This is a genomic window from Ruminococcus sp. NK3A76 (assembly GCF_000686125.1).
GTDB lineage: Bacteria > Bacillota > Clostridia > Oscillospirales > Ruminococcaceae > NK3A76.
The window spans coordinates 968348-994439 of the sequence record NZ_JMMA01000002.1; the positions used below are offsets into that span (position 1 = coordinate 968348).

Here is a 26092-nt window from a genome sequence, read left to right on the forward strand (position 1 = left end):
GCATTTAAAATGGCAAAGTTAACTGAAAACTACGAGGCAATGGTCGTATTCAGTCTGAAGAAGGAAGAGGAGGAGATCAAGTCCCTCATCGAGAAGTTCACAGGCATGATCAATGCTGAGGCTGAGGATGTTACAACAAACGAGTGGGGCAAGAGAAAGCTCGCTTACGCAATCAACTACGAAAACGAGGGCTACTATGTTCTCTGGAACTTCACAGCTAAGCCTGAGTTCCCGGCTGAGCTTGAGCGTGTACTCGGCATCACAGACGGCGTTATTCGTTTCCTGATAACACTTAAGTAAGCTAAGACCCTTAAAGAATGGAGAATGTTTAGATGCTTAACAGAGTTATTATAATGGGCAGGATCACACAGGATCTTGAAGTAAAGCAGGCAGGAAGTCAGCCTGTTCTGAGTTTTACCGTGGCAGTTGAAAGAAACTACACTGACCAGAACGGCCAGAGACCTGTTGACTTTATTGACTGTGTTGCATGGAGACAGCAAGCTGAATTCATAGGCCGATTCTTTGGCAAAGGTAGAATGATCTGTGTTGAAGGTGAACTTCGCAAGAGAGATTATACCGATAAGAATGGTAATAAGCGCTATGTTACAGAGGTTTATGTTGACAGTGCTTATTTCACCGGTGAGCCTAAGAGAGACGGCGGCAACGGCGGCTATGGCAACCCTTATCAGGGCGGCAACAATTATAACAACGGTTATAATAACAACAGCTACCAGCAGAACAGCTACCAGCAGCCCCAGCAGAATAACTACCAGCCTCAATACAATCAGCCTCCGCAGCAGGACAATATGTCCATAGGCGGAATGGAGGATTTTGAGGAGATAATAAGCGATGACGGCGTTCCGTTCTGACAAAAACGTAACATTCGATACAGTTAGGAGGATAGATCAATGGAAAATCAGAGACCTGCAAGGCCTGTAAAGAGAGGCCGTAAGAAGGTATGTATGTTCTGTGTTGACAGAGCTGAAACTATAGACTACAAGGATATAACAAAGCTCAGAAAGTGCATGACAGAGAGAGCTAAGATTCTCCCCAGAAGAGTTACAGGCACTTGCGCTTATCATCAGAGAGAGCTCACAAAGGCTATCAAGAGAGCACGTCACGTTGCACTCCTGCCTTATGTAGCTGACTGATCAATATAGTCTATCAAGCGGAGATATCCTTTTTCGGGTGTCTTCGCTTTTTTATTATTTTCCAGTATCCAAGCCTTAAATTAATACTTGCAAAATCCCTTGAAATATGCTATTATAATATATACAATATGTGACGACCAACTATGGAAAGGAGAACGGTTTTATGACTGAAATAAAGATAGAAAAGGATAAGCTCATTCCCTGCGTGCCTACAAGAGACCTCGTGGTGTTTGAGGATATGACCGTTAATTTCGAGGTCGCAAGAGGCTTCACTATAAGCGCTGTAAAAAAGGCAATGAACGGTGACGGCTTTGTCTTCCTTATAGCACAGAGAAGCGTTGCTGTTGAGGAGCCTGAGAAGAAGGACCTGTATAAATACGGCATACTCGGCGAGGTAAGACAGGTCATCAAGTCGCCTAGCGGCGTTTACAGATGCCTGGTGCACGGTATATCAAAGGGCAAGCTGTTAGACCTTGTCAAGGTTAGGGACAATTGCCTTTATGCATCAATAAAGCTCGTGAATATTGGCCGTGAAAAGGTCAGCGAGGTCGAGCTCACAGCACTTATGCGCCAGGTGAGCGAGGCTTTTGAGAACTATCTCGAGGTGATACCCCGTATTCCCAAGGAGCTCTACTACGATGTTGCATCAGCCGAGACTCCTAAGGAGCTTTTTGAGGCTATAGCATACAATATACCCCTGCCGACAGACGACAAGCAGATAATGCTCGACCTTAATACATACGGCGAGCGCCTTGCTTACCTGCTCTCGACCCTCAGCCATGAGATAGAGGTGAGTATGCTCGAGCGTGAGATCCACGAGCACGTTTCTTCAACTATAGATAACCAGCAGCGTGAGTATTTTATCCGTGAGCAGATAAGGGCTCTGCATAACGAGCTCGGCGACGGCGGCGATGTTGACGAGAGCGATGAGGCTCAGCAGTATCTTGCAAAGATAGGCGAGCTGTCTGCAAGCGACGAGGTCAAGGATAAGCTCACAGCAGAAGCAAAGCGCCTTGTCAAGATGCCCTCGGGTACTCAGGAGGCTGTCGTTATAAGAAACTACCTCGACACCTGCCTTGCTCTCCCTTGGAGCGAGACTACCGAAGACAGGCGTGATATAAAGAAGGCAGAGAGCATACTTGAAAAAGACCACTACGGTATGAAAAAGGTCAAGGAGCGTGTGCTTGAAAACCTCGCAGTAAGAATGATGACCCCTGATATCAAGGGTCAGGTGATATGCCTCTACGGCCCTCCCGGTGTCGGTAAGACATCAGTCGGCAGGAGCATCGCAAGAGCGCTTGACAGAAAATATGTCAGAGTTTCTCTCGGCGGCGTAAGAGATGAGAGCGACATAAGAGGCCACAGAAAGACCTATGTCGGCGCTATGCCCGGGCGTATAATAGACGCTATGAAGCAGGCAGGCACCAAGAACCCTGTGATACTCCTTGATGAGATAGACAAGATGAGCAACGACTTCCGTGGCGACCCTTCAAGCGCTATGCTCGAAGTGCTCGACGGCGAGCAGAACTCAGGCTTCAGAGACCACTTTATCGAGCTGCCGTTCGACCTCTCGGAGGTGCTGTTCATAACCACCGCAAACTCGCTCGACACAGTTGCACCCCCTCTGCTTGACAGAATGGAGGTCATCGAGCTTGCAAGCTATACAAGAGAAGAAAAATTCAACATCGCAAAGCTGCACCTTATCCCCAAGCAGCTCAAAAAGCACGGCCTTAAGCCCTCTCAGATGAGGATAAGCGCTGATGCGATATACTCGCTGATAGATTTCTACACAAAGGAAGCCGGCGTCAGAAAGCTCGAACGCTCGATAGCTTCTCTTTGCAGAAAGGCTGTCAAGCAGCTGCTTGAAAATGAGGACGACAAGAAGATAGTTTTCAAGGCATCAAACCTTGAAGAATACCTCGGCCATAAGAAATACCTGCCTGACCTTGCTTCTGAAAAGGACGAGGTGGGTCTTGTAAACGGCCTTGCGTGGACATCTGTCGGCGGCGTGCTCATGCCGCTCGAGGTGCTGGTGCTTGAGGGCAAGGGCAAGGTAGAGCTTACAGGCTCGCTCGGCGACGTTATGAAGGAATCGGGTCAGATCGCTGTAAGCTACTGCCGCAGCGTGTGCGACAAGTACGGCATCGCTCCTGATTTCTACGAGAAGAAGGATCTGCATATCCACGCACCCGAGGGCGCTGTTCCCAAGGACGGCCCTTCTGCCGGTGTTACTATGGTAACGGCTATGGTGTCGGCACTTTCGGGTATACCGGTAAGAAAAGACATTGCCATGACAGGCGAGATAACGCTTCACGGCAAGGTGCTGCCGATAGGCGGCCTGCGTGAAAAGCTCATGGCAGCTTACAAGGCAAAGATAAAGACTGTTATCATACCTGCCAAGAACAAGGGCGACCTTGACGAGGTAGACGATGTGGTAAAGAACGGCCTTGAAATAATCTTCGCTGACAACTTAGCCACAGTGCTTGAAAATGCGCTTGTCAAGGTAAACAAGCCTGCAAAGCCCGTAAGGAGCGCCAAAAAGCGCAAAGAGGCCGTGCTGACGGCTAACTGATAACAAAGGACATAATATGAATTACCAGAACGCAAAGTTTTATACATCCTTCGGCAGGCTGTCGCAGATGCCGAAGTCTGACAGGATAGAGATAGCATTTGCCGGCCGCTCGAATGTCGGCAAATCATCGCTTTTAAACAAGATACTAAACCGCAAGGCGCTTGCCCGTGTAAGTGCCATGCCGGGAAAGACAGTCACGATAAACTTTTTCAGTCTGGAGAATGTTTACTTCGTTGACCTTCCGGGCTACGGCTACGCTAAAGTCTCAAAGCGTGAAAAGGAAAAGTGGGGCGAGCTGATAGGCGGCTATCTCAATGACGGCGAAAGGCGGCTGGAGCTTGTTTTCCAGCTTATCGACATACGCCACGCACCGTCAAAGGAAGATATCATGATGATAAACTTCCTGATAGACAACGAGATACCCTTCGTGATAATCTTCACAAAGGCCGATAAGCTGAAGCCCTCCAAGCGTGATGAGAGAATGCAGGGCTTTTCGCAGGAGATACCGTGCTTCTCGCAGATAACGAGCATCGTGGCCTCAGCCGAGACTGGCGAGGGGATAGATGAGATACGCTCTATCATCGAGGAGGTCGCCGACGGTCAGGAGGTATACCACCTGCCGCCCGATGCAAATGACGATTACGAGGATTTCTATGACGAGCCTGAGGACGACGAGCCGCAGGCAGGCTTTCAGGGCGGATATCTGCGCCCTAACAGCAAATAACAAGAGGTGAGATAAAATGCTCGGTGTGTGCTTGCTTTTTGTGGGCATCGTGCTGATAAACAACGGCGCCTGTGCGCTTATGAAGGTGAATCCGAAGTCCGCCGCCGTGATGGATATTTTTGTGGGTGCGCTCTCGGTATTCATAAACTTTGTAAGCCTTGTCAGGGGCGAATACTACGCCGCAGGCACAGGTCTGCTGTTTGGGTTTACATATCTTTTTGTGGCGATAAACAACATCTTCTCGCTCGACACCAAGCCTTTTGCGGTGTTCTCATGCTTTGTGGCGGTCAATGCCGTTATCTTCGGCATTGTTGAGGGCATCACGGGCAGCGAAGCTCTCGGCATCACTGCCGACATCAGGTGGGCGCTTATCTGGTGGGCGTGGGCTGTGCTGTGGGGGAGCGCATTCTTCACGGACATATTAGGCAAAGACCTTAAAAAATTCGTTCCCTGCCTGCAAATAACCGAGGGTATACTCACCGCATGGATACCCGGCGTGCTGCTGCTTCTCGGGGAATGGTGAAATAGTTTTCAAAGCCACGGCTTCTCTGACCGGTTCGGAGAGCTGTGGCTTTTTTGTGAAAATGCTTGAAATTATTTTTTCGATGTGGTATAATCATATCAGAATGCTAAGGCAACACCGCACGAAGATTGTGCGCAAATTGCGCAGTCAGCTTTTTCGTCAGATTGCACAGATTTTCCGAAGGAATACTACCGTATTTCAAGGAAAAAATGTGTAATATGACGGAAAAGATGCAAGTAAGTTGCGTACAAAGCCTTCAGGCGGTCTTTGTGCGGTGTTGCCCTAAACAAAGGAAGTGTTTTTATGCTTAAAAAGATATTATCAGCAGCCCTTGCACTGTGCATGGTTTTCGGCACTGCGGCTGTTCTGCCTGAGGGAGCAGCATCTCTTGGCTCGCAGATAAATGCAAGTGCGGAGGACTATGATTCCGGCGAGGACTTTGATTGCACCGTATTGGATGACGGAACAGTCGAGATATTCAGATATGTGGGCGGGGATACGCAGGTGACAATACCGTCTGTTATTGACGGCAAGAAGGTCACAGGCATTGGCGGCGCTTCATTTCTTAGCTGCGGATCCATTACAAGCGTTACCATACCCGACGGCGTTACAAGCATTGGTAATTTAGCGTTTGCTAATTGTTCAGCTCTTACAAGCATAACCATACCCGGCAGCGTTGAAAGCATTGATTATAATGCATTTGAGAGCTGCAGAGCTCTTAAAAGCGTAAACTTGTCAAACGGCGTTAAGAGCATTGGCTCAAGTGCATTCATGAATTGTACGAGCCTTGAAAGCATAACGATACCTGACAGTGTTACAAGTATTGAAGATGATACTTTTTTGGGTTGCACAAGCCTTACAAGTATAAATGTAGGTAAAAATAATACACAGTATTTATCGGTCGACGGAGTGTTATATAATAAGGATAAAACAGAATTAATATACTGTCCCCAGGGGAAAACAAGTATAACGATACCTGACAGTGTTACAAGTATCGGTGATAGTGCATTCTATAGCTGCACAAGCCTTACAAGTATAAATGCAGGAAATAATAATACACAGTATTCATCGGTTGACGGAGTGTTATATAATAAGGATAAAACAGAATTAATATGTTGTCCACAGGGGAAAACAAGCATAACGATACCTGACAGTGTTACAAGTATCGGTGATATTGCATTCTATAGCTGCAAAAGTCTTACAAGCGTGACCCTGCCTGACGGCGTTACAAGCATTGGCAATAGTTCATTTGCCGACTGCACAGGTCTTACAGGCATAACTATTCCGGACAGCGTTACATATATCGATAGTTGGGCATTTGATGCCTGCGCAAGCCTTAAAAGCATAAAAATACCCGACAGCGTTGAAAGTATTGGTCATGGTGCATTCAATGACTGCGCAAGCCTTACAAGCATAAAAATACCCGACAGCGTTACAAGTATTGATTATGGTGCATTCTATTATTGCATAGGATTAAAGAATGTGATCATCTCAAACAGTGTTCAAAGCATTGGAGACGATGCATTTAGATTTTGCGAAAGCCTTACAAGTATAACTATTCCTGACAGTGTTAAGATCATTGGTTCTGATGCATTTGAAAGCTGTGCAGATAGCTTTACAATAAAATGTCGCAGCGGCTCTTATGCCGAAGGATATGCAAAGTCGAATAATATCAAATATGAGATCGTAGAGAATACCGACCACATCCACTCCTACACCTCAAAGGTGACAAAAGCCACCTGCACAGAGGACGGTGCGAAGACCTTCACCTGCTCGGTTTGCGGCGACAGCTACACCGAGACGATCAAGGCAACAGGCCACAAGTACACCTCAAAGGTAACAAAGGAAGCCACCTGCACAGAGGACGGTGCGGAGGCCTTCACCTGCTCGGTTTGCGGTGACACTTATACAGAAGCGATCAAGGCAACAGGCCATAAGTATGTTGACAAGGTCGTAAAGCCCACCTATGATGCACAGGGCTATACTCTCCACACCTGCTCTGTATGCAGCGACAGCTACAAGGATAACTATACCGATAAGCTCGTCAAGCCCCATACCCACTCCTACACCTCAAAGATAACAAAGTCAGCCACCTGCACGCAAACAGGCACAAAGACCTACACCTGCTCCTGCGGTGATTCATACACCGAAGTCATACCCATGACGGCGCACAAGTACACCGCCAAGGTCGTAAAGCCCACCTATGACGCACAGGGCTACACCCTCCACACCTGCTCTGTATGCAGCGACAGCTACAAGGACACCTACACTGCCAAGCTGACACGCACAAGCATTGCAAAGGCAGCAGTTTCGGGTCTTTCAAGCAAATACTACACCGGCAAGGCTATAACTCAGAAGCCGGTAGTCAAGCTCGGTTCAAAGACATTAAAGAGCGGCACAGATTACACCGTTGCTTACAAGAACAACAAGGCAGTAGGTACTGCGACAGTCACTATTACCGGCAAGGGCGCATACACAGGAACTGTCAGCAAGACATTCAAGATTCTCCCGAAGAAGACTACACTCAAAACTGCCAAGTCGCCCAAGACCAGGCAGCTCAAAGTGACCTACAGCAAGGTATCGGGTGTTACCGGCTATCAGGTGACATACTCGACATCTTCTAAGTTTACCAAGGCAACGACAAAGTCTGTCAATGCAAGCGGCACCTCCAAGACGATAGCCAAGCTCACCAAGGGCAAGACCTACTATGTAAAGGTGCGCAGCTATAAAACAATCGGCAAGACCAAATACTACAGCGGCTACAGCGCTGTTAAGAAGGTCAGAATCAAGTAAATATCATGCAAAGACTAAAGCCTCCGCTATACCGCGGAGGCTTTTTGCATCAACTGCCAGTCATGTCAGAGGATAACTTCACTTGCAGCGCTCTCGATAGTCGAGCCGGGCATCCGGCAGGACTTTGCCCCGAAGAAAAAGGTGCTTTTATCCCTTAAAGACATTACAAAGGAATTCCCCTCAGGAGAGAGAACAATACAGGTGCTTAAAGGCATAAACCTTGATATATACGAAAATGAGCTTGCTCTGCTTTATTCTATTGAGTTTGATCGGCTTTTTCTGATGATCTGATAATAAGACTATATATTTCGTACAGTTTCTTTCAAAAAATGTAAATAAATTCATTTATCATTGACAAATTAACTAAGCTGTGATATAATATTATTATTAAATTGAGAATTGTACGCAAAAAGAGGTGATGATATGCTGTTTGGCAGGGATAAAAGCCCGGATGAAAGATGTGCCGAGTGGCGCAGAAGGATAATCCGTATACTTTTGTCGGAAATGCAGGCGTCGGCAAAGTCGCATCAGCTTGAGAGTGTATTTGATATACCGCAAGAGGTCAGCGGCAGCTATGAGATAGAGGAGATACTCAATATCCCGTATATGAACCGCCACGAGGTCGCACTCGGTATGGATATCTATAAGCCGGTGATGCCCGAGACTGCCGAGATGCCGGTCATAGTCACGCTTTACGGCGGAGGGCTTGTGCAGGGCGACAGAAAATCATCACGCCCGTATGCAAGGGAGCTTGCAAGCAGGGGATATCTCGTTTTTGCTATCGAATACAGGCTTGTGCCAAAGGTCAACTGCACCGAGCAGTTTGATGATGTGTGCGCAGGGCTTGACCTTGTAGGGCGAAAGCTCATTGACTTCAATGTCGATTTTTCAAGGCTGTTTCTTACCGGGTCGAGCGCAGGGGCGTTTCTGGCGCTGTATGTCGCAGCTATGAAGAAGTCGGAAAAGCTGCAAAAGGCTATCGGCCATAAAGCAAGCAGGTTCAAATTCAAGGCAGTCGGGCTCGACTGCGGAATGCTATACACCAATAAGCAAGATCCCGTAGGGCTGCTGCTTGCCGACCTGTTTTACGGCGAAAAGCGAGACGACCCCGAGTTCTTAAGATACACAGACCCCGAAAATCCCGAGATTATCGACAACCTGCCGCCTGTGTTCCTTAACACATCAAGGGGCGATTTTATCAACAAATACACGCTTACCTACCACAAGGCGCTGAAGAAAGCCGGCAAGCCGAGCAAGCTCGTCTACTACGGCGATAAAGGCCTTTTCCACGCATTTGTCGGCTCGTTCCCCTGGCTTGACAAGAGCCGTGATGCGATAGACAAGATGCTTGCCTGGTTCGAGGAGCAGGCAGACATAGCAAGAGAACGTTCATGGGAAGAAAAGCCCTCTGATAAATAATAAGTATACTAAGGCAACACCGCACAAAGACCGCCTGAAGGCTTTGTACGCAACTTACTTGCATCTTTTCCGTCATATTACACATTTTTTCCTTGAAATACGGTAGTATTCCTTAGGAAAATCTGTGCGATCTGACGAAAAAGCTGACTGCGCAATTTGCGCACAATCTTCGTGCGGTGTTGCCCTAAAACTTTCGGAAGGAGTTGTTTAATTATGAAACGCAGAAAACTACACTTAGCACCGTTTGGCTTTATGAGGCAGTTCGCACCGCCACGCAAGGGCAAGGGCAAGGGCAGAAAGCCTAAGATGCCTAAGCCGCCTATGATGATGCTGCCCCCTCCGCCTAAGCCGAGAAAGGGCGCTCGCAGGCCTGTGATGCCTGTGTTCCCGCCTCCGCCGTTTATGCCACGCCCGAGAAAGGGTGCGCCGATGCCTTTTATGCCGCCGATGCCCTTCCCGCCGAAGCGCAAGCCACGCAGACCCGGCAAGCCCGGCAGACCTGCCCCTTCAAGCGCTTTAAATAAGCATACACGACTGAAAGGAATGTTTGACAATGGCTACTGAAAAGAATAAACAGACTACAAAAAAAGCTACCAAGCCCGACAGTCTTGAAGCACGCATAGAGAGCGGAGCAATTACCGAGCAGAGACTAAGCAGCATGATAAGAGAGCTCAATTCCCAAAGCCCTGAGCGCCTTAATGCTATAGCTATATCTGACGGTATCCGTGAATATACATACAGGCAGATGTTCCGCCAGTGGGATAAGTATGCCGAAGTCTTCTCGGCACTTGACATCACAGGCGAGAACGGCTCCCGTGTATTGCTTTCACCTTTGCCCACATCTTCGGTGATATTTTCTGTATATGCTCTGAATATGACGGGTGCATCTGTTTCTATGATGATAGAGACAAATCTTATTGACTGGAAGGAGCTTAAGGATACTATCCGTGTTGAGGGTATAACTGATGTCATACTGATGGATATCGCTATTGTACCCGAGCTGTATTTTAAGCTCATACGAAATCAAAAAAAGCTCGGGATACGCAATATCATAATCGTACACTCAGACAGGCATATGCCTTATGCTATTCCTCAGATAAGGGAATATGCAAAGATCAGTCAGGCGTTTATAAGACACCGCAAGGACTGCCTGTTTATGGACGAGCTTATCGAAAAATACGAAGCGACCGAGATAAAGGGCAATGTGGAGACTTCCGAGAATGCCGCTATAATACTGCACACGAGCGGAACTTCAAACGGCATTCGCAAGCCCATACCCTTTACCGACAAGGCGATAAACGAAGCTGTCGCAAAGTTTATGCGTGTTCCCAAATACCGTGAGATGTTTGAGGGAACGGCCGTATGCGTGAGCGGTCTGCCGCTGTGCGCCTGCTACGGCTTTATCGACCAGACGACTCTGCCGTTAGTTTTCGGCGGAAAGCTGATACCGCAGCCGCTCGTCGAGGGTTCGCCGTTATATGCAAAAGCACTGTCAGATTATAAGGCTACTATAACCTTCGGTGCTTTCTCTAACAGCATACTGGAAAACAAGGATAAGAGCTTAGACCTGTCGTCACTTAAAATGATATGCATTGGCGGTATGTATTTTTCGCCGGACTTTATCGAGAAGATAAACAAGGCATTAAGGCGAATGGGCATGGAGGGCGAAGGCTGCTCTATGGGCTACGGCCTGTCAGAGGTAGGCGGTGCCTGCTTCCTTGCTCCGCCCGGTGTCAATGATGAATCCTTTGGCTACCCACTGCCCGGTGTCAAGGCTAAGATATATGACGAGCAGGAGGACAAGTTCTTTGAGCTGACCGACGGCGAGCACACAGGTGCGCTGTTTATCAGTACACCCTCGCTCAGCAGCGGCAAGATAGGCGACAAGACATTCTTTGAGCTTGATAATATTGACGGCGAGGCATATTACAACACCAACGACCTTGTTCATGTCAACGCAAACGGCAGCCTTTCATACGTCGGCAGAACAAACAAGTTCTTTGTCAACAATGACGGCGTGCGCTATGAATCGAGCATCGTCGAGCGTGATGTTTCGGCACAGAAGGGCATAGTTGCCTGCGGCATAGTCGGCGAGTATCTTAAGTCAATAAGAGATACTGTTCCGATACTCTATGTCAAGACCGACAAGAAGTGCGGCAGGCCGGAAGAAGTGTTAAGAAAGGCTCTTAAAAATATCTTCGTCACCGAAAAGCTGCTTAGCGAGAACGATCTGCCTTATCAGTGCGTTATCGCTGAGATGCTGCCGCTCAACACAATGGGCAAGGTAGATACCAACAAGATAAAGAGCATGAAGCTCGGCGGCCTGAGATTTGACATCAGGCTCATAAAAGACGGCGACGAGCCCAAGGACTTAAAGCTCAGGAAGGGCACTATAATAAGGAACGCACCGCCTGTAAGACTTGGCCGTATGAATATATTTGAAATGCCGGATATGCTTGGCCAAATAGCTGGCAATTCAGGAAAGAAACCTGATGATCCGAATAAGAAAAAACGCCCTCCCTTCGCAAAAGAAATGCCGTTCGGAAATGCTATGCCGTTCGGTATGCCTATGCCGGACTTCGGCGATATGCCGCATTTCAAGGGCTTTGACGGTAAGCAGATGCCGTTTATGATACCATGCATTCCTGTGATGATGCCGTGTATGGCTATGCAGCCCTTTGGCGATATGAGTAAATTCCGTCCGCCGTTCTTTGACGATGATGACTACGACGAAGACGATGAAGATGCAGACGAAGACGACTGCGATGAGCGCAGATGTCACGGCTTCCCTCCGTTTGGCAAAATGGGAAGTTTCCGTCCGCCGTTCTTTGATGATGAGGACGATGAAGACGATGAAGATGCAGACGAAGACGACTGCGACAAGCGCAGATGTCACGGCTTCCCTCCGTTTGGCAAAATGGGAAGTTTCCGTCCGCCGTTCTTTGATGATGAAGACGACGAAGATGAAGATGCAGACGACGATGAATGCGACGACGAAGATGATGACGATATGCCTCCCTTTATGCAAATGGGCAGGCACGCACCCCCCAGGCCGCCGTTTGCCAAGGCTATGAAAAAACGCAGGTCCGGCAAAGCCAAAAAGCCTGAGAATATGAACAGCCCCTATGAAATGCTCGCTGACAGCCCTATAGGGCAGATAATTCGTAAGATGTTTGACGCAAGCGAGTGTGACGAGGATTACGAGGACTAATAAAATAAGGCTTTCCTCTCATTATCAAAAGAGGGAAGCCTTATGTATTTTTATACAGCCTTTAGTTTCCACTTGCCCTTGAAATAGCGGTGACAGCTCACAGCGGCAGTCACCACCCAGGTGATGCTGGTGGTTATCCATATGCCCCAGAAGCCTACTGCGGCAATGTTTGTAAGGATAAGCGAGAAGCCTATCCTGCTTATGACCTCGGAAAGGCCGTTTACTATCGCATAGGCCGTGTCTCCGGCACCGTTTAAGAAGCCTCTTACAGTGTGTATCATGCCTAACGGTATGTAGAATGCACCGGTCAGTATCAGCGCTTTGCCGGAGATAGAGATAACGTCCTGCCCTGAGACAAAGAAGGCGGAAATGTTCTTGCCAAGAATCAGGAACACCACAAACATCATAACAGCAAAAACGGAAGACAGCATCACACCCGAGCGCAGGCCTTTAACTGCTCTGTCCTGCTTGCCTGCGCCGATGTTCTGGCCTGTGAATGTTGAGATAGCGGCGTTCATCGAAGCAAACGGCTGCTGTACGAACTGCTCTATCCTCATGGACACGGTATATGAAGCCATTACAGTGTTGCCAAAGCCGTTTGTCACCCTCTGCAAGGCTATCATCGAGACAGATACAAGACCGTTCTGAATGGCTATCGGAATGCCCATAGTCATGCACTTTTTCATAAGCACAGCGTCAGGTCTGAATTCATCGCCTTTGGGGCGAATGTTCTTGTTTGAGCCAAAGCAGTAGACAATGCACCCGACAGCCGAAAGCCCCTGAGCCATTATAGTCGCTGCCGCAGCACCTCCTACTCCGAAGCCGCAGACCATGACAAACAAAAGGTCAAGCCCTATATTGAGCACAGTCGATACGCCAAGGAATACCAGTGGAACAGTCGTGTTGCCGAGAGCTCTCATAATGGCGTTTATCCAGTTGTAGGCCGCAACGCAGATAGTTCCAGAGCAGGCTATACGCATATACGTCACCGAGCGCCCGAGCAGGTCAGGGGGGACGTTTAAAAACTGCAAAACAGGCTTTGCGGCAACAGCAGAAACTATGCTGACAACGACACCGAATATCGCCGTGACTGCCCCCGAGCTTATTATCGAGCGGCGGAGCCTTTCAAGCCTTCCTGCGCCGAAAAGCTGTGCTGCGAGTATCCCCGAGCCGATAGACAGGCCGATGCAAAGTGTGTAAAAGAAATATGTTATCGAGCCTGTTGCCCCGACAGCCGCAAGAGCGTCGTCTCCTAAGTATTTGCCGACTATCAGCGTGTCGGCGGCATTGTAGGTCTGCTGCAGCAGATTGCCTGCAAGCAGCGGCAGCGCAAACCGTATAAGATGCTTAGTCTCGCTGCCTGTTGTCATGTCTCTGGTCTTTATCATCTTGTCTTGTGTGTCTCTCCTTTATTTGTTCCTGCGCCTTTTTCTTATTATGACAGCCGCCGCACCTGCCAGAGCTAAGCCTGAAGCCGCAGCAGCTATCGCCTTTGAAGATAAGCCCTTTTTGCCGCTGCTATCTGAGCTGTCAGTTTCTTCTTTTTCTTCGGCTGCTTGGTGTTTTTCATTTAAACCAAACACTTCAAGCGCATCAAGCTGTATCTCGCCCTGCTTGACAGTGATGACCGCCGTGTGCTCGCAGTCTTCAAGGCCGTTTGTCAGGCAAACGATACCTCTTGCATCGCAAGACGGTGCGGTAAGCTCTTTTGCCTCACCGCCGTCGATGCTGAGAGTTATGACAGACGAGTCCTTGTTATCCCCGGTCAGAGCAAAGCCTGTGCCGTTTAGCTTTATCGTCACCGAGCAGCCGTCAACGCCCTTTGAAATCGTCCTTCTGTAATTTGTAAAGCTGCTCATGCAGTTATGCTCCCAGCTGCCGTCGTAGGTGAGCAGGTCGTCTGTCTGGTCGTAGCGTGTTATGCAGCTTTGATCACCAAGCGGCTCGATGCTCACGTTATCAAAGCAGTTGTTGTCAAATGAGCTGTAAAGCGCCGCCCTGCCTGCCGAGCCGACATATTCATCGTCTGAGTGGGTGTATTCAGCAAGCTGTTCGCCGTTTAAATAGACCTTGATGTTGTTCCAGAGCGCTTCTATCTTCACCCTGTTCTTCTCAGGCGAGAAGTTAGCAGTCTTGCCATTGGCAAGGCTTTTTCTGTTTAAAAACAGCTCCCAGCTGCCGTCTTCTCTTACCACAAACCTGTAACCGCTCTCGCCCTTTGCGCCGACATTGTACCGAAGACCTACGCCTGCGTAGTTCTTGTCGGGTGTGTCGGAATGAACGAGCATTATGTCTGCGCTCACCGAATAATTGAACCACCTGTCATCACCGAAATTGGTGGTGGGGGAGGGTGTCCTGCCCCAGTCGTCGGCCTTGATGTCACGGGTTATCTTTTGCATGAGCACCTTGCCGCCGTCTTTGCTTACCACCTCAAAAGCGCCGCCCTGGTCGGTCGTGTAAAGCGGTGCGCCGCCCCTCTCGGCAAGAAAAGCATCGTCATACTCAAAATCATCACTATACGGCAGACTGAGAAGCGTGCTCTCTCTGCTGTTTGAGTAGTCCCTCTCCTCGCATTCAAGAGTTGTAACAGTCACAAGCGAGTATGGCTTGACAGTTACGCTGTAGGTATATCTGCCGCCCTTTTCGGTCGGGGTGATAGTCTCAGTCTTTTTGAAATAGTTCTCATCATATGTACCGCCCTCAGGGCCTCTTGTTTCCCAGACGCAGACTTGGCTGTTTGCCTTTTCAAGGTTCTCGACCTCGAATTTATATGTTATCGGCTTGTCTGTCGTGTTTGTCAAGGCTGTCGAATAGTCGCCTGTCTTGGTGTCTGTCGCCGTCATGTAAGTGTAGGTCGCATCAACAACAGCGTGGCCGTCGCCGCCTGCGACACCGTCTGCAAAGCACGCATCATCAATGAACGCCCAGCCCTTTTTGAAAAACTGCGAGAAATGCAGCCCCATAAAATAACCCGTGTCAAGCAGATAGTATCCGCTCCACGGCTCGTCGGCTCTTATAAGCTGCTTCTGCGTGTACTGCGCACCGCTGTAATATGCCGCAACGGCAGGCTGATATTCGTAAAGCGTCATATGTCCGCCGGGATACATCGTGATAAAGCGGTTTGCGACATCGAGCATACCGTTTATCTCGCTAAGGCCTGTTTTTGTCGCATCGTATTTGTATGTTCCCTGCGCATACTCCATAGGCGGGCAGGCCTCGCTGAACCACAGCTCCTTGCCGAATCTGTCAGCAAGCCCCTGCGCTTGCTCTGTTGACCAGCTCGTGTAATGGCTGCCGATGACATCAATTGCGTTTCTCAGCTCCTTGTCTTTAAGCATCTCATCAGCGCAGTTCCATGTCGTCACTTCCTCGCCGGCGACTATCTTTATCTTTGAATAGTCGTATGCGCAGTCCTTTTCTTCCTTAAGGTTTTTTGAGAGATACTTTATCCAGTCGTTATCGGCTGCACGCTCGTTTCTTGTGGCGCTTACATAGTCAAACACAAGGCCGTATTTCTCATAGGCCGCATCAAGCGTTTTCTTGTACCACTTGTATCTTGATGCATATACGTCTTCCGAATCCGTCACCCACTTAGGCTCGCTCCAGTAGAGCATATCAAGCGTAAGGTCGGGGTTAACAGCCTTCGCATCGGCAGCAAGCATGAACCCTGCCCCCCTTGTGACATCAGGCTCCTCGTCCTCTGTGCGCATAATGCATGGCTCAGTGCCCGATGATGAGTTTACATCGCTTCCCATTTCTATCTTAAGATGATTTATCCCAAGACCGCCCTCGCCGAAAAGATGCTCCAATATCTCCTGATAAGCCTCGGGCGACTGGGTCTTGTAATCCATGAGCAGCCTTGAAGTGTTGTTTGCAGACACCATGCCGCTGCCCCTGTAGAGCATATTCTCTTTTGTGTTTGCCTTGCTCCCGTCGATAGTTACCTTTCTCACATCGTTCACCGCCCCTTCTGCATATACTCTGTTGTCTGTGAGACCTGCCGCTGCACACAGCGTCATCAGCGCAGCCGTTACCGCTGCTGTTATCCGTCTTATTCCTTGCATAATTGACCTTACGTTGTTACTTAAGGCAATACCGCACGACCACCGGCACAAGCCTTTGTACGCCATACACTTGCAGATTTTCCGTCATATCACCCAAATTCACCTTGAAATACGATAGTATTCCTGCGGTTAATTTGGGCAATCTGACAAAAAATCCGACTGCGTGTCTGACGCACAATGGTCGTGCGGTATTGCCTTGACGATAGCTTATGTATACATACTATCATATACAACGGAGGTATTCAATCTGATATTTATGTCAAACTCTTACGATTTGAAACTCAGCTGCGGCGCTGCCTGAATTCTCTCGGCGAAATGCCGGTCGCTCTCCGAAACACTATGCCAAAGTAGTTATTGTCCCTGAAACCGACCTTTAGTGCTATGTCCGTTATTATCATGTTTCCTGAAACAAGCAGCAGCTTTGCTTCGCTGACTCTTTTATTATTGATATATTCAACAGGCCGCATACCCGTGCAGCCATGAAACACCCTGCAAAAATACTGCGCCGACACACCCGACAGCTCCGCCAGCTCGTCAAGTGCTATATCCTCGCTGTAATGCTTGTCGATATAGCTTATCGCCCTTTCGGTCATCATGTTTTTGATGTCATCAGACGGCCCTGTGAGCATATGCTCTCTTGCAAGCATGATGAATTCATACAGCAGCGGTGATGACCTTTCGCCGCCGTTTACAGGCTCTTTTGCGCAGCTCATTATCTGCGAAAAGAGATTAGTCATTCTTTCACTTACAGGCGCATCACATACCACACAGCCGTCAAAGCCCATGCGCTTCATCATATCATCAGCGTGCCCGCCACGAAACACCAGCCATCTGGTGTTCCATTCAGCGCTATGCGGCATATACTCATGCGGCAGGGCGGGGGGGAGATAAAAGATGCTTCCCTCTTTTAGGATATACTCACTGTCGTTAACCTTAAGGCAACACCGCACATAGACCGCCTGAAGGCTTTGTACGCAACTTACTTGCATCTTTTCCGTCATATTACACATTTTTTCCTTGAAATACGGTAGTATTCCTTCGGAAAATCTGTGCAATCTGACGAAAAAGCTGACTGCGCAATTTGCGCACAATCTTCGTGCGGTGTCGCCTTAAGCCTTCCGCAGCCCGAGGCAGTTATAAGAAACTGGTGCGACACAAGCCCCTGCGGCCTTGAAACATAGTATTCAGGCACGCAGATACCTATCCCCGAAACATAAAACGGAAGCACCGTCTGCTTACCGAGCACAGGATAAACAGCTTTCAGCATAGTATCACACCTCCCTTTCATTGATAATACTGATTATATCACACAACAGCGGATTTGTAAAGAAAGACATGATATTACCCCTGCTGGTTAGCTGCTGAGGATAAGGCGGCCGGCTGATAACAGTAAAAGCCTCCGCAGCAAAGGCGGAGGCTTTTAACCTAACTGTCAGTCAGATCAGTGGTTGCCCTGTGTCTTGTAGGAATCTATCATCTTCTTGATGATAGGGGCAGAACAACAGTACATATTAAGGCGCCAAAGTATGCGTAATTACGGGCATTTTGTGGAATACACTATTTTTGCTCAAATGGGAATTTAAGGAAGATCTATATGGTTTTTGGCCGAATTTTGCCTTTTATAAGGAGTAGCTAAATAAATCATTATGATACCGTGACGATTGCCTTTCCAACCAGCATTCGATAAAAGTATATGTAAATGATAATCAAGAGAAAGAGTATATTTCAGATCTGTACCTGTTTTATTCGACTTTTCATTTGCCTCTATATCCTGATTATAGCACAAACGGCGGTATATTGCAATGGAAAAGGCGTGAAAAAGTGTGTGGAGATTGACTTTTTCGGGGTGGTTTGGTATAATAGTGTGATAGTTGCGATCTGTATTATGAGTGAGGGTGAGAATAATGGAATTAAATGAAAAAGATCTTAAGCTGATAGATGAGTGCTTGGGATGGATTTGCAGGCACAAAACAACTTCTATATTTATGGATGATCTTAAAGGTTTTTCACAAGGGCGAGGTATCGCCGGTGAGATGTGCCCTGCAAATATACTTTTATTAAAAGCTGAAACGATGGACGAAGAGGAGATCGAACTGTATGGCGGAAAAAGGTTCGATGGAGTAGTCTTTGATGAAGGGTGCGATGTTTTTGATACTACCCCTGTTATCCTCACTTATCAGGAGTTTTACGACTTTTTATGTAAATACGTTGAGGAAACAATTAAAGATATGGACGCTGAGTTTCAGACAGAAGCAAGGAGGTATCTGCTTCTGTTCAAGGAAAAGTATAGCTTGAAATAACCTTATAACTCTAATATTTCATGCAAACACAGATAGCCCCATAGATTGACTTTTTCAGGGCGGTTTGGTATAATATGGGCAAGAGAAAGCATTGCAGCTTTCTTTGCAATTCAGAAACAGGGGTGCTGAAAATGAAAGAAGCGCTATTGAATTATAAACAAAAAACACTTAAACGTGGACAGTTTTGGCTGCCTGATGATTTTAGTGATGTAATTCTAGAAATGGCAGAGGAATTCAAAAGAAATTTCCTTATTCCAAGAACAACCAATACCGATTTTTCGCCGTTCAGAGATCGTTTTGGATATGAATTGCCTGATGAAATCAAGGAATATATGAGCCTATACTGGCATCCGTGTGTAAATGGCGCTTATGATTGTATGCAACAGAATGAAAAAGGATATTATAAGCTTGATGATAGTATCGTGCTGTTTTCTGTGATGAAGAATAACAATGAATCTGATGACGATGTTCTTTTTCATAAGTATGGGATAATTGATCTTACTGAGGAATGGCTCAAATCGTGTAAAGAAGATGCTGAGTCTCAGCCAGAGCTTGCAGAATTTGCAAAAGAAGCTATTGACTATATCCCGATCGGGTGGTCAAGCTATTACGCTTACGATATACTATTCAGAAGATCAACAAAGAAGATCTATTTGGGAGCAGATAGCGCAGACAGATTTGTCTGTGAAGAACCCATTGCCAATTCACTGCCCGAACTGATAAACGGATTATATTTTTATAACCATTGAATACACTCAAACACGGATAACCGTCCTCATCAGACGGCTATCCGTTTCTTATTATTCCGCATACCCTGGGTCCGTAACGGTCAGCTCGGTATGCTCGCTGTCCTGCGGATCATAAATATCATAAATCACTGAACTGCACCCCATAGACTTGCAAAACTCTGTTGCCTTGTTCAGAACATCAGACGGTTTTAAATAACTGTCGATATGGTACAGCTTTTGTTTAAAAGGAGTTGTAATGGCAAAGGAAACAACGATATGAACGTAGAAGACTCCCCCGCCACCGACCACTGTGCTTATGTACGAAAAAGCGTACTGTTTAAAGCTTGAGCATTTACAAAACATTTTATTTCACTTCCTATTGATTTTAACAAGCAAATATGGTATAATATATTTAAAGAAAAAAAGGGGTAAGCTATGGACAGACAGAAAATTGAAAACGCCATTGACAGAATGACTTTATGTGCCAGGTCTTTGATGAAAACTACGCAGGGGTCGAGCTGGTGCTGAGTATCATACTCAAACAGCCTGCGATCAAGGTCAAAAAGATAACCGTTCAGCACGAATACAGAAATCTCAAAAAGCGCTCGGTAAGGTTAGATATAACCGCCGTGGACTCGGCTAACAGAGTTATGGACATTGAAGTCCAGCGTGATAATGACGGCGCTGATATCCGCAGAGCTCGCTACAACAGCAGTATGCTCGATACACGTCTGCTTGACAAGGGGCAGGCGTATTCCGAGCTTGTTGACAGCTACGTTATTTTCATAACCGAGCATGATGTGCTTGGGCGTGACCTGCCGCTTTATCACATCACAAGAAGGATAGAGGAAACAGATGAGCCATTTGGTGACGGAACACATATTATTTATGTAAACGGCGAACACGACAAAGAAAACACACCGCTTGCAAAGCTGATGCACGATTTTAAGTGCCTTAAATCGCAGGATATGAACTATCCTCAGCTTGCCGAGGGTGTAAAGTATTACAAGGAAACAGAAGGAGGTCGGGAGAAAATGTGTAAGATAGTTGAAGAATTAAGAGATGAGGCCAGAAAAGAACATATGATAAAAACCGCTCAGGCGATGATCGAGCTTGGAAAGCTTTCCTATGAGGAAATTGCCATTTGCTCCGGTCTTAGTCTTGACGAAGTAAAGGCGCTTGCCGAGGGCAGGCCTGCATAGTGTAAAAAAACAGCTCGTTCCGTATTTGGGACGGGCTGTTTTTAGTTTGTATGACGGCCAATAAATATACAGTTTAATCATCGTTTTAAAGCTTTTTACATAAGCCAAATATATGCGGCGTGTAGTTTTGCTTGCGGTTATCATTGTTTTTGACTTATTATATGATGATTGATGTTCTTTTGCTTTGTTTATTTGCGGTTAGTTTCGCATTTGACCGTCATTTATTATCGAAACGGCTCAGCTGCTGCCCGGGGCAGAGCTTTTCACTCAGATAGTTACCGCCGCCGATAAGGGTGCAGCTTGGATAAGAGGAATTGTAAGCAAGCGCAAGGACTACATCAGAAAAATAGATAAAATGAAACCCGCCGAGATACTTGAATGGCTCCCCGCATTCTTTTGTGCCGATATGGCTGATAATCTGGAGGACAGCAAGAAACCCTTTGTTATTTTTCTTGACACCTACGAGAGCTTTGTCAACGAGCTTAATTCTGTAGGTATAGCTTCACAAAAAGATGAATGGCTAAGAGGAAAAAACGGACCCTTGACTGCGTGAGCGAGACTGCCGCCGCCGATATGAGAGCAGCATACAAGGTTGGCTTCAAGGACGGTGTATCTATGATGCGAGAGATTCAGGAATAAAGCAAGGATAGCTGATGCCAACAAAAAGCTAAACGGGCTTTATTTCAGAATCGGCGGTCTTAAGGCAGCACTTGTTGATTCGTTTGATTATGACAACTTGGATAGACCTTGCTATTCTTGGTGACCCCGAATACACCAAAAAGTACATTGGCGATTATAAGAAGAAAGAGCAATGGAATGACCTTTCAAACGCTATCTATGATAGCCGCAAGGATTTCAAGAGAATGTTTGATAACTGCAAGGACTGGAAGAGCCTTGTAGACCTTAGCAAAAAGGCACTTTCACCCTCGGCACTCGAAATGTCCTTTGAGCTTAAGAGCGTAGGGCAGAAGCTGGAGATTGAGGAGCAGACAAGCATCAACATCGAGGCGCAGAAAGCCATTGAAGCACAAAAGAACAACGGCTTGAACAAGGGCGAGAAATAAGGGCAAGGGTAATCTTCTAAATCACCCTTTTAACAAAAGTGTTCATAAGATAAATAAAGCATATACTGTTTAAGGGCTTGCACCGTTTGGCACAAGCCCTTAGCTATGTGTTCATTATCAAAGCTTACCCATAATACTTAAGCCCCAGCATCGTTAAGTCGTCAAATTGTTCTGCGCTGCCGACAAATCCGTTTACGGCGTTCTTGACAGCTGCAAGAATAGCTTCTGTGTCCTTTTCCATATTTGCGTTCATCGCTTCAAGCAGCCTGTCTGTGCCGAAAAGCTCCTCAGCAGCATTTGTGGCTTCGGGCACACCGTCGGTGTATAGGAAGATCATTCCGCCCTTTTCAAGCCGGAACTCATAATCCTTGTACTTAGCGCCGGGTAGACCGCCTATGACAAAACCGTGCTTATCCCTGAAAATCTCAAAATCGCCGTTGGCCTTTCGTATAATGGGGAACTCATGCCCCGCATTTGCAGCGGTTATCCTGCCTGTGGAGATCTCAAGCACACCGAGCCAGACAGTTACGAACATCTCCTCCTCATTGTGCTCGCAGATCACATCATTTGCAAGCTCGAGCGCCCTGCATAGCGTAGTTGCCTATGAGGTTTTTTGACATCATCATAAACAGCGCCGCAGGCACACCCTTTCCGCTGACATCTGCCATTACCATTCCAAGGTGGTCATTATAGATCAGAAAGAAATCGTAGAAATCGCCGCCGACCTCTTTTGCGGGAGTCATTGATGCATAAATGTCAAACTCTGTCCTATCTGGAAAGGGCGGGAAGATAGCAGGAAGAGAGTCAGCCTGAATCTTTCGTGACAGATCCAGCTCCACGTCAATGCGTTCCTTTGCTTTTGCAATAAGCGTTATGTTGTTGAGTGTGATAAGGTAGCCCCGCCTATTGCCCGTTTCGTCCCTTTCCTCTTCGATATGTACACCGTAGCGCTGCTCACCGATAGTCATATACCCCTCGCCCGAATCCGAAAGCTCTTTTTTGATATATTCTGTGACCGTGTCGGGGTTTTCGTCATAGAGCCATGGCAGCAGCCTTTTTGCGCTGTTATTTGCGTAGGTGAAATGGTACCCCCTATCAAGGATAATAATGCCGTTTTCAGCATATTCAACGGCCTGCTCTTTGATCTGCGGTGTCGTCACCGTGATATCATAGCGTATCATAAGTATCATGATAAGGATACATTGCAGCATATATGTCATGTGATTCAGGATAGAACCGTCAAACAGATCGAGAATGTGAAGTATCTGCATACTCAGGTGAATTGCAGGCAGTATGATTATAATACGTATTATCTCCATTTTTCTGCCCTTTTGGTGAACGATCTTGACAAGCATATGCAAAATTATAAATGAGAAGAACACAACCCCGTATACACTCAAAGCATAGTACATCCATGCCTTCTCGGTCTCATGACTGTACAGCCCCGCCCCCACATCTATCGGCACCACCTTGACGTCGGAATAAAACCACTTGTGTAAGCCTATAGTAAGGTTTACTATACAGTAAAAATGGGCAAAAAAGTAAACTGACCTGCGAAACCTTTGCGACAACGATATCCCGCATACCTCATAGAGCCCAAGCAAAAGCGATATATTCATCCACATAAGCGAATCATATTTTAATTCCTTGGTGTACATATAGATTCGTACAGTCATGGCATGACACATAAAGATCTCTGAGATCATATACAGCATTGCCCCGACAGAGGAACCCATAAACCATTTCTGTGTTTCCGAGCTGTGGCTGCGCATCACGACCGCACACGATATAAATGCGACCAGTAAGCCTACTATCAAAACATAATATTCAGTCATATTTCCTCCATTAACAGTCAATAGCTTTCATTAGGGCGACACCGCACGGTATTTCCATAAGTCTAAATTTTATGCTTTTAATGCAATTATAAAGATAAATCAAAAAAAATTTGCACCCAATATGCAAGATGCAGGGTATTATATATAGAAACCAAAAAATAATAAAGCTATGGAGGAATTAATCATGCCAATCAAAACATATCAGCAGTTTATAAAGGATACCAATAATAAAGGTCTTTCTACGGAGCAGATCGACACGCTCACTAAGTTCAAAAATAATATGAGTAATATCTGCAATAACGCTCTTTCATATAATCCACCCGGTAATAGTATGGCTTCTTTGCAAAACCATCTGTGGGGCAATACGATAACCCTCAATATGCTCAATAAATTTGGCAAACAAGAAGAAATATCAAAGAAGTCAGCGGAAGAAATAGCAAGTGATGATAATACCTTCCGGGAGCGTGCAAATCACATAAACAATGTATTTGCCGATCTTGCAAGCCCCGATCTCATGCCTCACTTTATAAAGGGCGTTTTAGGCGGTAAGAAGCCGATCGAAAACGGCGAAAAGCTGCTTTTAGATACTATTGCTATACTCAATGTTATGTATGGCATGAATATTGATATAAACGCTTTCCAGAAGGCAATAGATAAAGAAAAGAAGATAGAACAGCCGCAGATCGATGAAAACGGCCTTACACCCGCAGATAAGGCAGTCCTTAAGGTGGAGCAGGACAGCTTTTCGGTACAGCTTGACGGTGTATCCGCAGGCCTTAGCACAAAGCACAGAACAGGTCTTGGCTTTGGCGTTGGTACGACATCAGACGAGCTTCAGGCAACAAAGGATGCCCTTGCTGACTACAAGGCTTATTTAGCTGATCCCAAGAACCCGAAGTTTGAGGGCAAGAGTGAGCTTGATATGCTCACAGCCCTTAAAGGTGCTGCCGATAACTATATGACTATAAAGCGTCAAAACGGCAAGGGAGATACTTCATCACCAGACTGGCTGCCTAAAACAAACATGGGGCAGGAAAGGTTCAAGGCTAACAAGAGTATATCGGAGCTTGCAGGCAAAAGAATAGCCGAGCTACAGGAAAAGGCAAAAGCATTGCAGGAAAAACAGGCCGCCGAAAATATGACTGTAAGCGAGAAAATAAATGATATTTCCAAGAATATTGATGAAAACAGTATAAATATCGTAAATCCCGATGAGCAGAAGAGGGCACGTGAAAGATATGTAAGAAATGCCACAGCCGATATGCTTGCGTGGAAGGCACTTGAGAAAAAGCATGGGAAAGAACCCTTTAAGAACTTTGAACAGCTTCATGCGCAGGAAAAGGAAAAGATCATGGGCACTAAGGCGTTTGAGGCATTACAGAATAATCTTAAGGATCTAAGTGCGATAGAACGTGAGCGTATACTGAAAAAGCCCGAGGAGCTTGCCGGCATTTACACAAGAAATGAAGCTTTTTATGATGATATAACAGCAAAAATAAACAATGCCCCCGAAGGCTCTATAGCTCGTATTCAGTACGAATTATCGGAGAATTACCATAAGAGTAACGTTTATTCATATGGTGACATAAAGAGATGTATCGCTCTGGAAATGTACAAGCAGGAGGCGGGCGCAAACACAAAATTCAATAATTCGGAATTAGAGAAAACCTATTTGCCGCTTGTTGACGAGCAAATAGTAAAAACTATGATGAATGGCAAGACACAGAAGGCACTTGAAGCCTATCTGTCCGATCCGTCAGAGCTGCTTTATGACTATGATCAGACTTTGTCGAAAACATTTGGCAATAAGGTCAATGACGAAAAGCAGAACCAAATGCCCGGAAGCATTTCAGAGTATCAGGATAATATAAGAGATCTTATTAACGAAGAACCGCCGGCAGAGGATTTTGAATACGTAAAGAATGAAATAATGCGCAACACTGCCCGTATAATCGCTACAAGAAGTATTTGGCCCAAAACCGATACACGAACCGAAGAGGAGATAAAGATTGACCTTGGCAAGAATGTCATGGGAATAGATGACGTGTCAGGCGAGGGAAAGCTATTTGGTAAAAATACCAAAGAGCTGCCTGAAAGTATAAAGGGTAAAAAAGCTAAAGTGAACTGGAATAAAATGTCCTTAAAGGAAAAGGCGATAGCATACGGCGAAGATGTGTATGACGGCTACAAGAAGGATCTGGGTAATAAGATACAGCAGCGTGAAGAAATTGCTCAGGAGCTATATTCTGAAAGAGATGACTTCCAGTATATGTTTGACAAGGCAAAGACCTGGAAGGACGTTGTTGATCTTTCAAAAAAGGTGCTTGCCCCGAATACCAAGAGCGTTATGCACGAGCTGTACAGGTCATCAAAAGAGCTTAAAAATCTTAAAGAACAGTCAGCCAATGCGGACAAGAGTATTGCTAAGACCAATGTAGTTGAAAAGAAAGGCGCTGTAATACAGTAACTTCGTGAATAAGCCTTTTCAAAGAACTCCATACTTCCT

At 46.5% G+C, this 26092-nt stretch carries 20 protein-coding genes and 1 pseudogene; 16 read left to right on the top strand and 5 right to left on the bottom strand.

Annotation, left to right across the window (positions count from 1 at the left end; genetic code table 11):
• Nucleotides 1-9: 9 nt before the first annotated feature.
• From rpsF to CD05_RS19520, 10 genes are all read left to right on the top strand, one after another.
• Nucleotides 10-300, top strand: coding sequence for a 30S ribosomal protein S6 (rpsF, locus tag CD05_RS0104470; RefSeq protein ID WP_028509479.1), 291 nt, complete (start codon nt 10-12; stop codon nt 298-300).
• Nucleotides 301-332: 32 nt separating this feature from the next.
• The gene (gene ssb, locus CD05_RS0104475; protein WP_028509480.1) at nt 333-869 is read left to right on the top strand and encodes a single-stranded DNA-binding protein; all 537 of its coding nucleotides are present in this window, start codon (nt 333-335) and stop codon (nt 867-869) included.
• 39 nt (nt 870-908) lie between these two features.
• A complete protein-coding gene (gene rpsR / locus CD05_RS0104480) occupies nt 909-1151 on the top strand; it encodes a 30S ribosomal protein S18 (protein WP_028509481.1) in 243 nt (80 codons plus the stop codon).
• A 163-nt stretch (nt 1152-1314) separates the two neighbouring features.
• The gene (gene lon, locus CD05_RS17480) at nt 1315-3723 is read left to right on the top strand and encodes an endopeptidase La (protein WP_051588828.1); all 2409 of its coding nucleotides are present in this window, start codon (nt 1315-1317) and stop codon (nt 3721-3723) included.
• A gap of 16 nt (nt 3724-3739) precedes the next feature.
• Nucleotides 3740-4447 carry a ribosome biogenesis GTP-binding protein YihA/YsxC gene (gene yihA / locus CD05_RS17485; RefSeq protein WP_084262098.1) on the top strand — a complete coding sequence of 236 codons (708 nt, stop codon included), beginning with the start codon at nt 3740-3742 and terminating at the stop codon, nt 4445-4447.
• A 16-nt stretch (nt 4448-4463) separates the two neighbouring features.
• Nucleotides 4464-4970: an AmiS/UreI family transporter gene (locus CD05_RS0104495; protein WP_028509482.1), complete on the top strand. Its 507-nt coding sequence runs from the start codon at nt 4464-4466 to the stop codon at nt 4968-4970.
• Nucleotides 4971-5273: 303 nt separating this feature from the next.
• Complete coding sequence (locus tag CD05_RS19515; RefSeq protein WP_051588829.1) at nt 5274-7763, top strand: leucine-rich repeat protein; 2490 nt, start codon at nt 5274-5276, stop codon at nt 7761-7763.
• A gap of 423 nt (nt 7764-8186) precedes the next feature.
• Nucleotides 8187-9182 (top strand): alpha/beta hydrolase, encoded by a 996-nt coding sequence (locus tag CD05_RS0104515; RefSeq protein WP_028509483.1) that lies wholly within the window; start codon nt 8187-8189, stop codon nt 9180-9182.
• Nucleotides 9183-9395: 213 nt separating this feature from the next.
• Nucleotides 9396-9746, top strand: a complete 351-nt coding sequence (locus tag CD05_RS0104520; protein WP_028509484.1) for a hypothetical protein — start codon at nt 9396-9398, stop codon at nt 9744-9746.
• On the top strand, nt 9736-12393 hold the full coding sequence (locus tag CD05_RS19520; RefSeq protein ID WP_028509485.1) for a class I adenylate-forming enzyme family protein: 2658 nt from the start codon (nt 9736-9738) through the stop codon (nt 12391-12393). Before CD05_RS0104520 ends, CD05_RS19520 begins: the two co-directional genes overlap by 11 nt.
• Nucleotides 12394-12443: 50 nt before the next feature.
• On the opposite strand, the gene CD05_RS0104530 is transcribed toward CD05_RS19520, so the two are convergent.
• From CD05_RS0104530 to CD05_RS0104545, 4 genes are all read right to left on the bottom strand, one after another.
• Nucleotides 12444-13781, bottom strand: a complete 1338-nt coding sequence (locus CD05_RS0104530) for an MATE family efflux transporter (protein ID WP_028509486.1) — start codon at nt 13779-13781, stop codon at nt 12444-12446.
• Nucleotides 13782-13802: 21 nt separating this feature from the next.
• Complete coding sequence (locus CD05_RS0104535) at nt 13803-16457, bottom strand: glycosyl hydrolase family 59 (RefSeq protein WP_028509487.1); 2655 nt, start codon at nt 16455-16457, stop codon at nt 13803-13805.
• Between the two features lie 281 nt (nt 16458-16738).
• Nucleotides 16739-17467, bottom strand: coding sequence for an AraC family transcriptional regulator (locus CD05_RS0104540; RefSeq protein WP_084262099.1), 729 nt, complete (start codon nt 17465-17467; stop codon nt 16739-16741).
• Complete coding sequence (locus CD05_RS0104545) at nt 17455-17724, bottom strand: hypothetical protein (protein ID WP_028509489.1); 270 nt, start codon at nt 17722-17724, stop codon at nt 17455-17457. The genes CD05_RS0104540 and CD05_RS0104545 overlap by 13 nt, the downstream gene beginning before the upstream one ends.
• Nucleotides 17725-18361: 637 nt before the next feature.
• Here CD05_RS0104545 and CD05_RS0104555 point away from each other — a divergent pair.
• The 5 genes from CD05_RS0104555 (at nt 18362) to CD05_RS0104580 (ending at nt 21751) form a co-directional block, all read left to right on the top strand.
• Nucleotides 18362-18757: a hypothetical protein gene (locus tag CD05_RS0104555; RefSeq protein WP_028509491.1), complete on the top strand. Its 396-nt coding sequence runs from the start codon at nt 18362-18364 to the stop codon at nt 18755-18757.
• 131 nt (nt 18758-18888) lie between these two features.
• A complete protein-coding gene (locus CD05_RS0104560; RefSeq protein ID WP_028509492.1) occupies nt 18889-19506 on the top strand; it encodes a hypothetical protein in 618 nt (205 codons plus the stop codon).
• Between the two features lie 458 nt (nt 19507-19964).
• Nucleotides 19965-20687: an Rpn family recombination-promoting nuclease/putative transposase gene (locus CD05_RS17500; protein ID WP_051588830.1), complete on the top strand. Its 723-nt coding sequence runs from the start codon at nt 19965-19967 to the stop codon at nt 20685-20687.
• A gap of 355 nt (nt 20688-21042) precedes the next feature.
• The gene (locus CD05_RS20530; protein WP_156947309.1) at nt 21043-21240 is read left to right on the top strand and encodes a hypothetical protein; all 198 of its coding nucleotides are present in this window, start codon (nt 21043-21045) and stop codon (nt 21238-21240) included.
• A gap of 175 nt (nt 21241-21415) precedes the next feature.
• Complete coding sequence (locus tag CD05_RS0104580; RefSeq protein WP_028509494.1) at nt 21416-21751, top strand: hypothetical protein; 336 nt, start codon at nt 21416-21418, stop codon at nt 21749-21751.
• 124 nt (nt 21752-21875) lie between these two features.
• On the opposite strand, the pseudogene CD05_RS19530 reads toward CD05_RS0104580, so the two are convergent.
• A pseudogene (locus CD05_RS19530) lies at nt 21876-23586 on the bottom strand (SpoIIE family protein phosphatase).
• Between the two features lie 184 nt (nt 23587-23770).
• Here CD05_RS19530 and CD05_RS0104595 point away from each other — a divergent pair.
• On the top strand, nt 23771-26053 hold the full coding sequence (locus CD05_RS0104595) for a hypothetical protein (RefSeq protein WP_028509497.1): 2283 nt from the start codon (nt 23771-23773) through the stop codon (nt 26051-26053).
• The last annotated feature ends 39 nt before the right edge of the window (nt 26054-26092 follow it).

Excerpts from the sequence above, each read along its gene's own strand:
- rpsF (WP_028509479.1), top strand. The coding sequence starts at position 10 with ATGGCAAAGTTAACTGAAAACTACGAGGCAATGGTCGTATTCAGTCTG.
- ssb (WP_028509480.1), top strand. The coding sequence starts at position 333 with ATGCTTAACAGAGTTATTATAATGGGCAGGATCACACAGGATCTTGAA.
- rpsR (WP_028509481.1), top strand. The coding sequence starts at position 909 with ATGGAAAATCAGAGACCTGCAAGGCCTGTAAAGAGAGGCCGTAAGAAG.
- lon (WP_051588828.1), top strand. The coding sequence starts at position 1,315 with ATGACTGAAATAAAGATAGAAAAGGATAAGCTCATTCCCTGCGTGCCT.
- yihA (WP_084262098.1), top strand. The coding sequence starts at position 3,740 with ATGAATTACCAGAACGCAAAGTTTTATACATCCTTCGGCAGGCTGTCG.
- CD05_RS0104495 (WP_028509482.1), top strand. The coding sequence starts at position 4,464 with ATGCTCGGTGTGTGCTTGCTTTTTGTGGGCATCGTGCTGATAAACAAC.
- CD05_RS19515 (WP_051588829.1), top strand. The coding sequence starts at position 5,274 with ATGCTTAAAAAGATATTATCAGCAGCCCTTGCACTGTGCATGGTTTTC.
- CD05_RS0104515 (WP_028509483.1), top strand. The coding sequence starts at position 8,187 with ATGCTGTTTGGCAGGGATAAAAGCCCGGATGAAAGATGTGCCGAGTGG.
- CD05_RS0104520 (WP_028509484.1), top strand. The coding sequence starts at position 9,396 with ATGAAACGCAGAAAACTACACTTAGCACCGTTTGGCTTTATGAGGCAG.
- CD05_RS19520 (WP_028509485.1), top strand. The coding sequence starts at position 9,736 with ATGGCTACTGAAAAGAATAAACAGACTACAAAAAAAGCTACCAAGCCC.
- CD05_RS0104530 (WP_028509486.1), bottom strand. The coding sequence starts at position 13,781 with ATGATAAAGACCAGAGACATGACAACAGGCAGCGAGACTAAGCATCTT.
- CD05_RS0104535 (WP_028509487.1), bottom strand. The coding sequence starts at position 16,457 with ATGCAAGGAATAAGACGGATAACAGCAGCGGTAACGGCTGCGCTGATG.
- CD05_RS0104540 (WP_084262099.1), bottom strand. The coding sequence starts at position 17,467 with ATGTGTAATATGACGGAAAAGATGCAAGTAAGTTGCGTACAAAGCCTT.
- CD05_RS0104545 (WP_028509489.1), bottom strand. The coding sequence starts at position 17,724 with ATGCTGAAAGCTGTTTATCCTGTGCTCGGTAAGCAGACGGTGCTTCCG.
- CD05_RS0104555 (WP_028509491.1), top strand. The coding sequence starts at position 18,362 with ATGGAATTAAATGAAAAAGATCTTAAGCTGATAGATGAGTGCTTGGGA.
- CD05_RS0104560 (WP_028509492.1), top strand. The coding sequence starts at position 18,889 with ATGAAAGAAGCGCTATTGAATTATAAACAAAAAACACTTAAACGTGGA.
- CD05_RS17500 (WP_051588830.1), top strand. The coding sequence starts at position 19,965 with ATGTGCCAGGTCTTTGATGAAAACTACGCAGGGGTCGAGCTGGTGCTG.
- CD05_RS20530 (WP_156947309.1), top strand. The coding sequence starts at position 21,043 with ATGAAACCCGCCGAGATACTTGAATGGCTCCCCGCATTCTTTTGTGCC.
- CD05_RS0104580 (WP_028509494.1), top strand. The coding sequence starts at position 21,416 with ATGACAACTTGGATAGACCTTGCTATTCTTGGTGACCCCGAATACACC.
- CD05_RS0104595 (WP_028509497.1), top strand. The coding sequence starts at position 23,771 with ATGCCAATCAAAACATATCAGCAGTTTATAAAGGATACCAATAATAAA.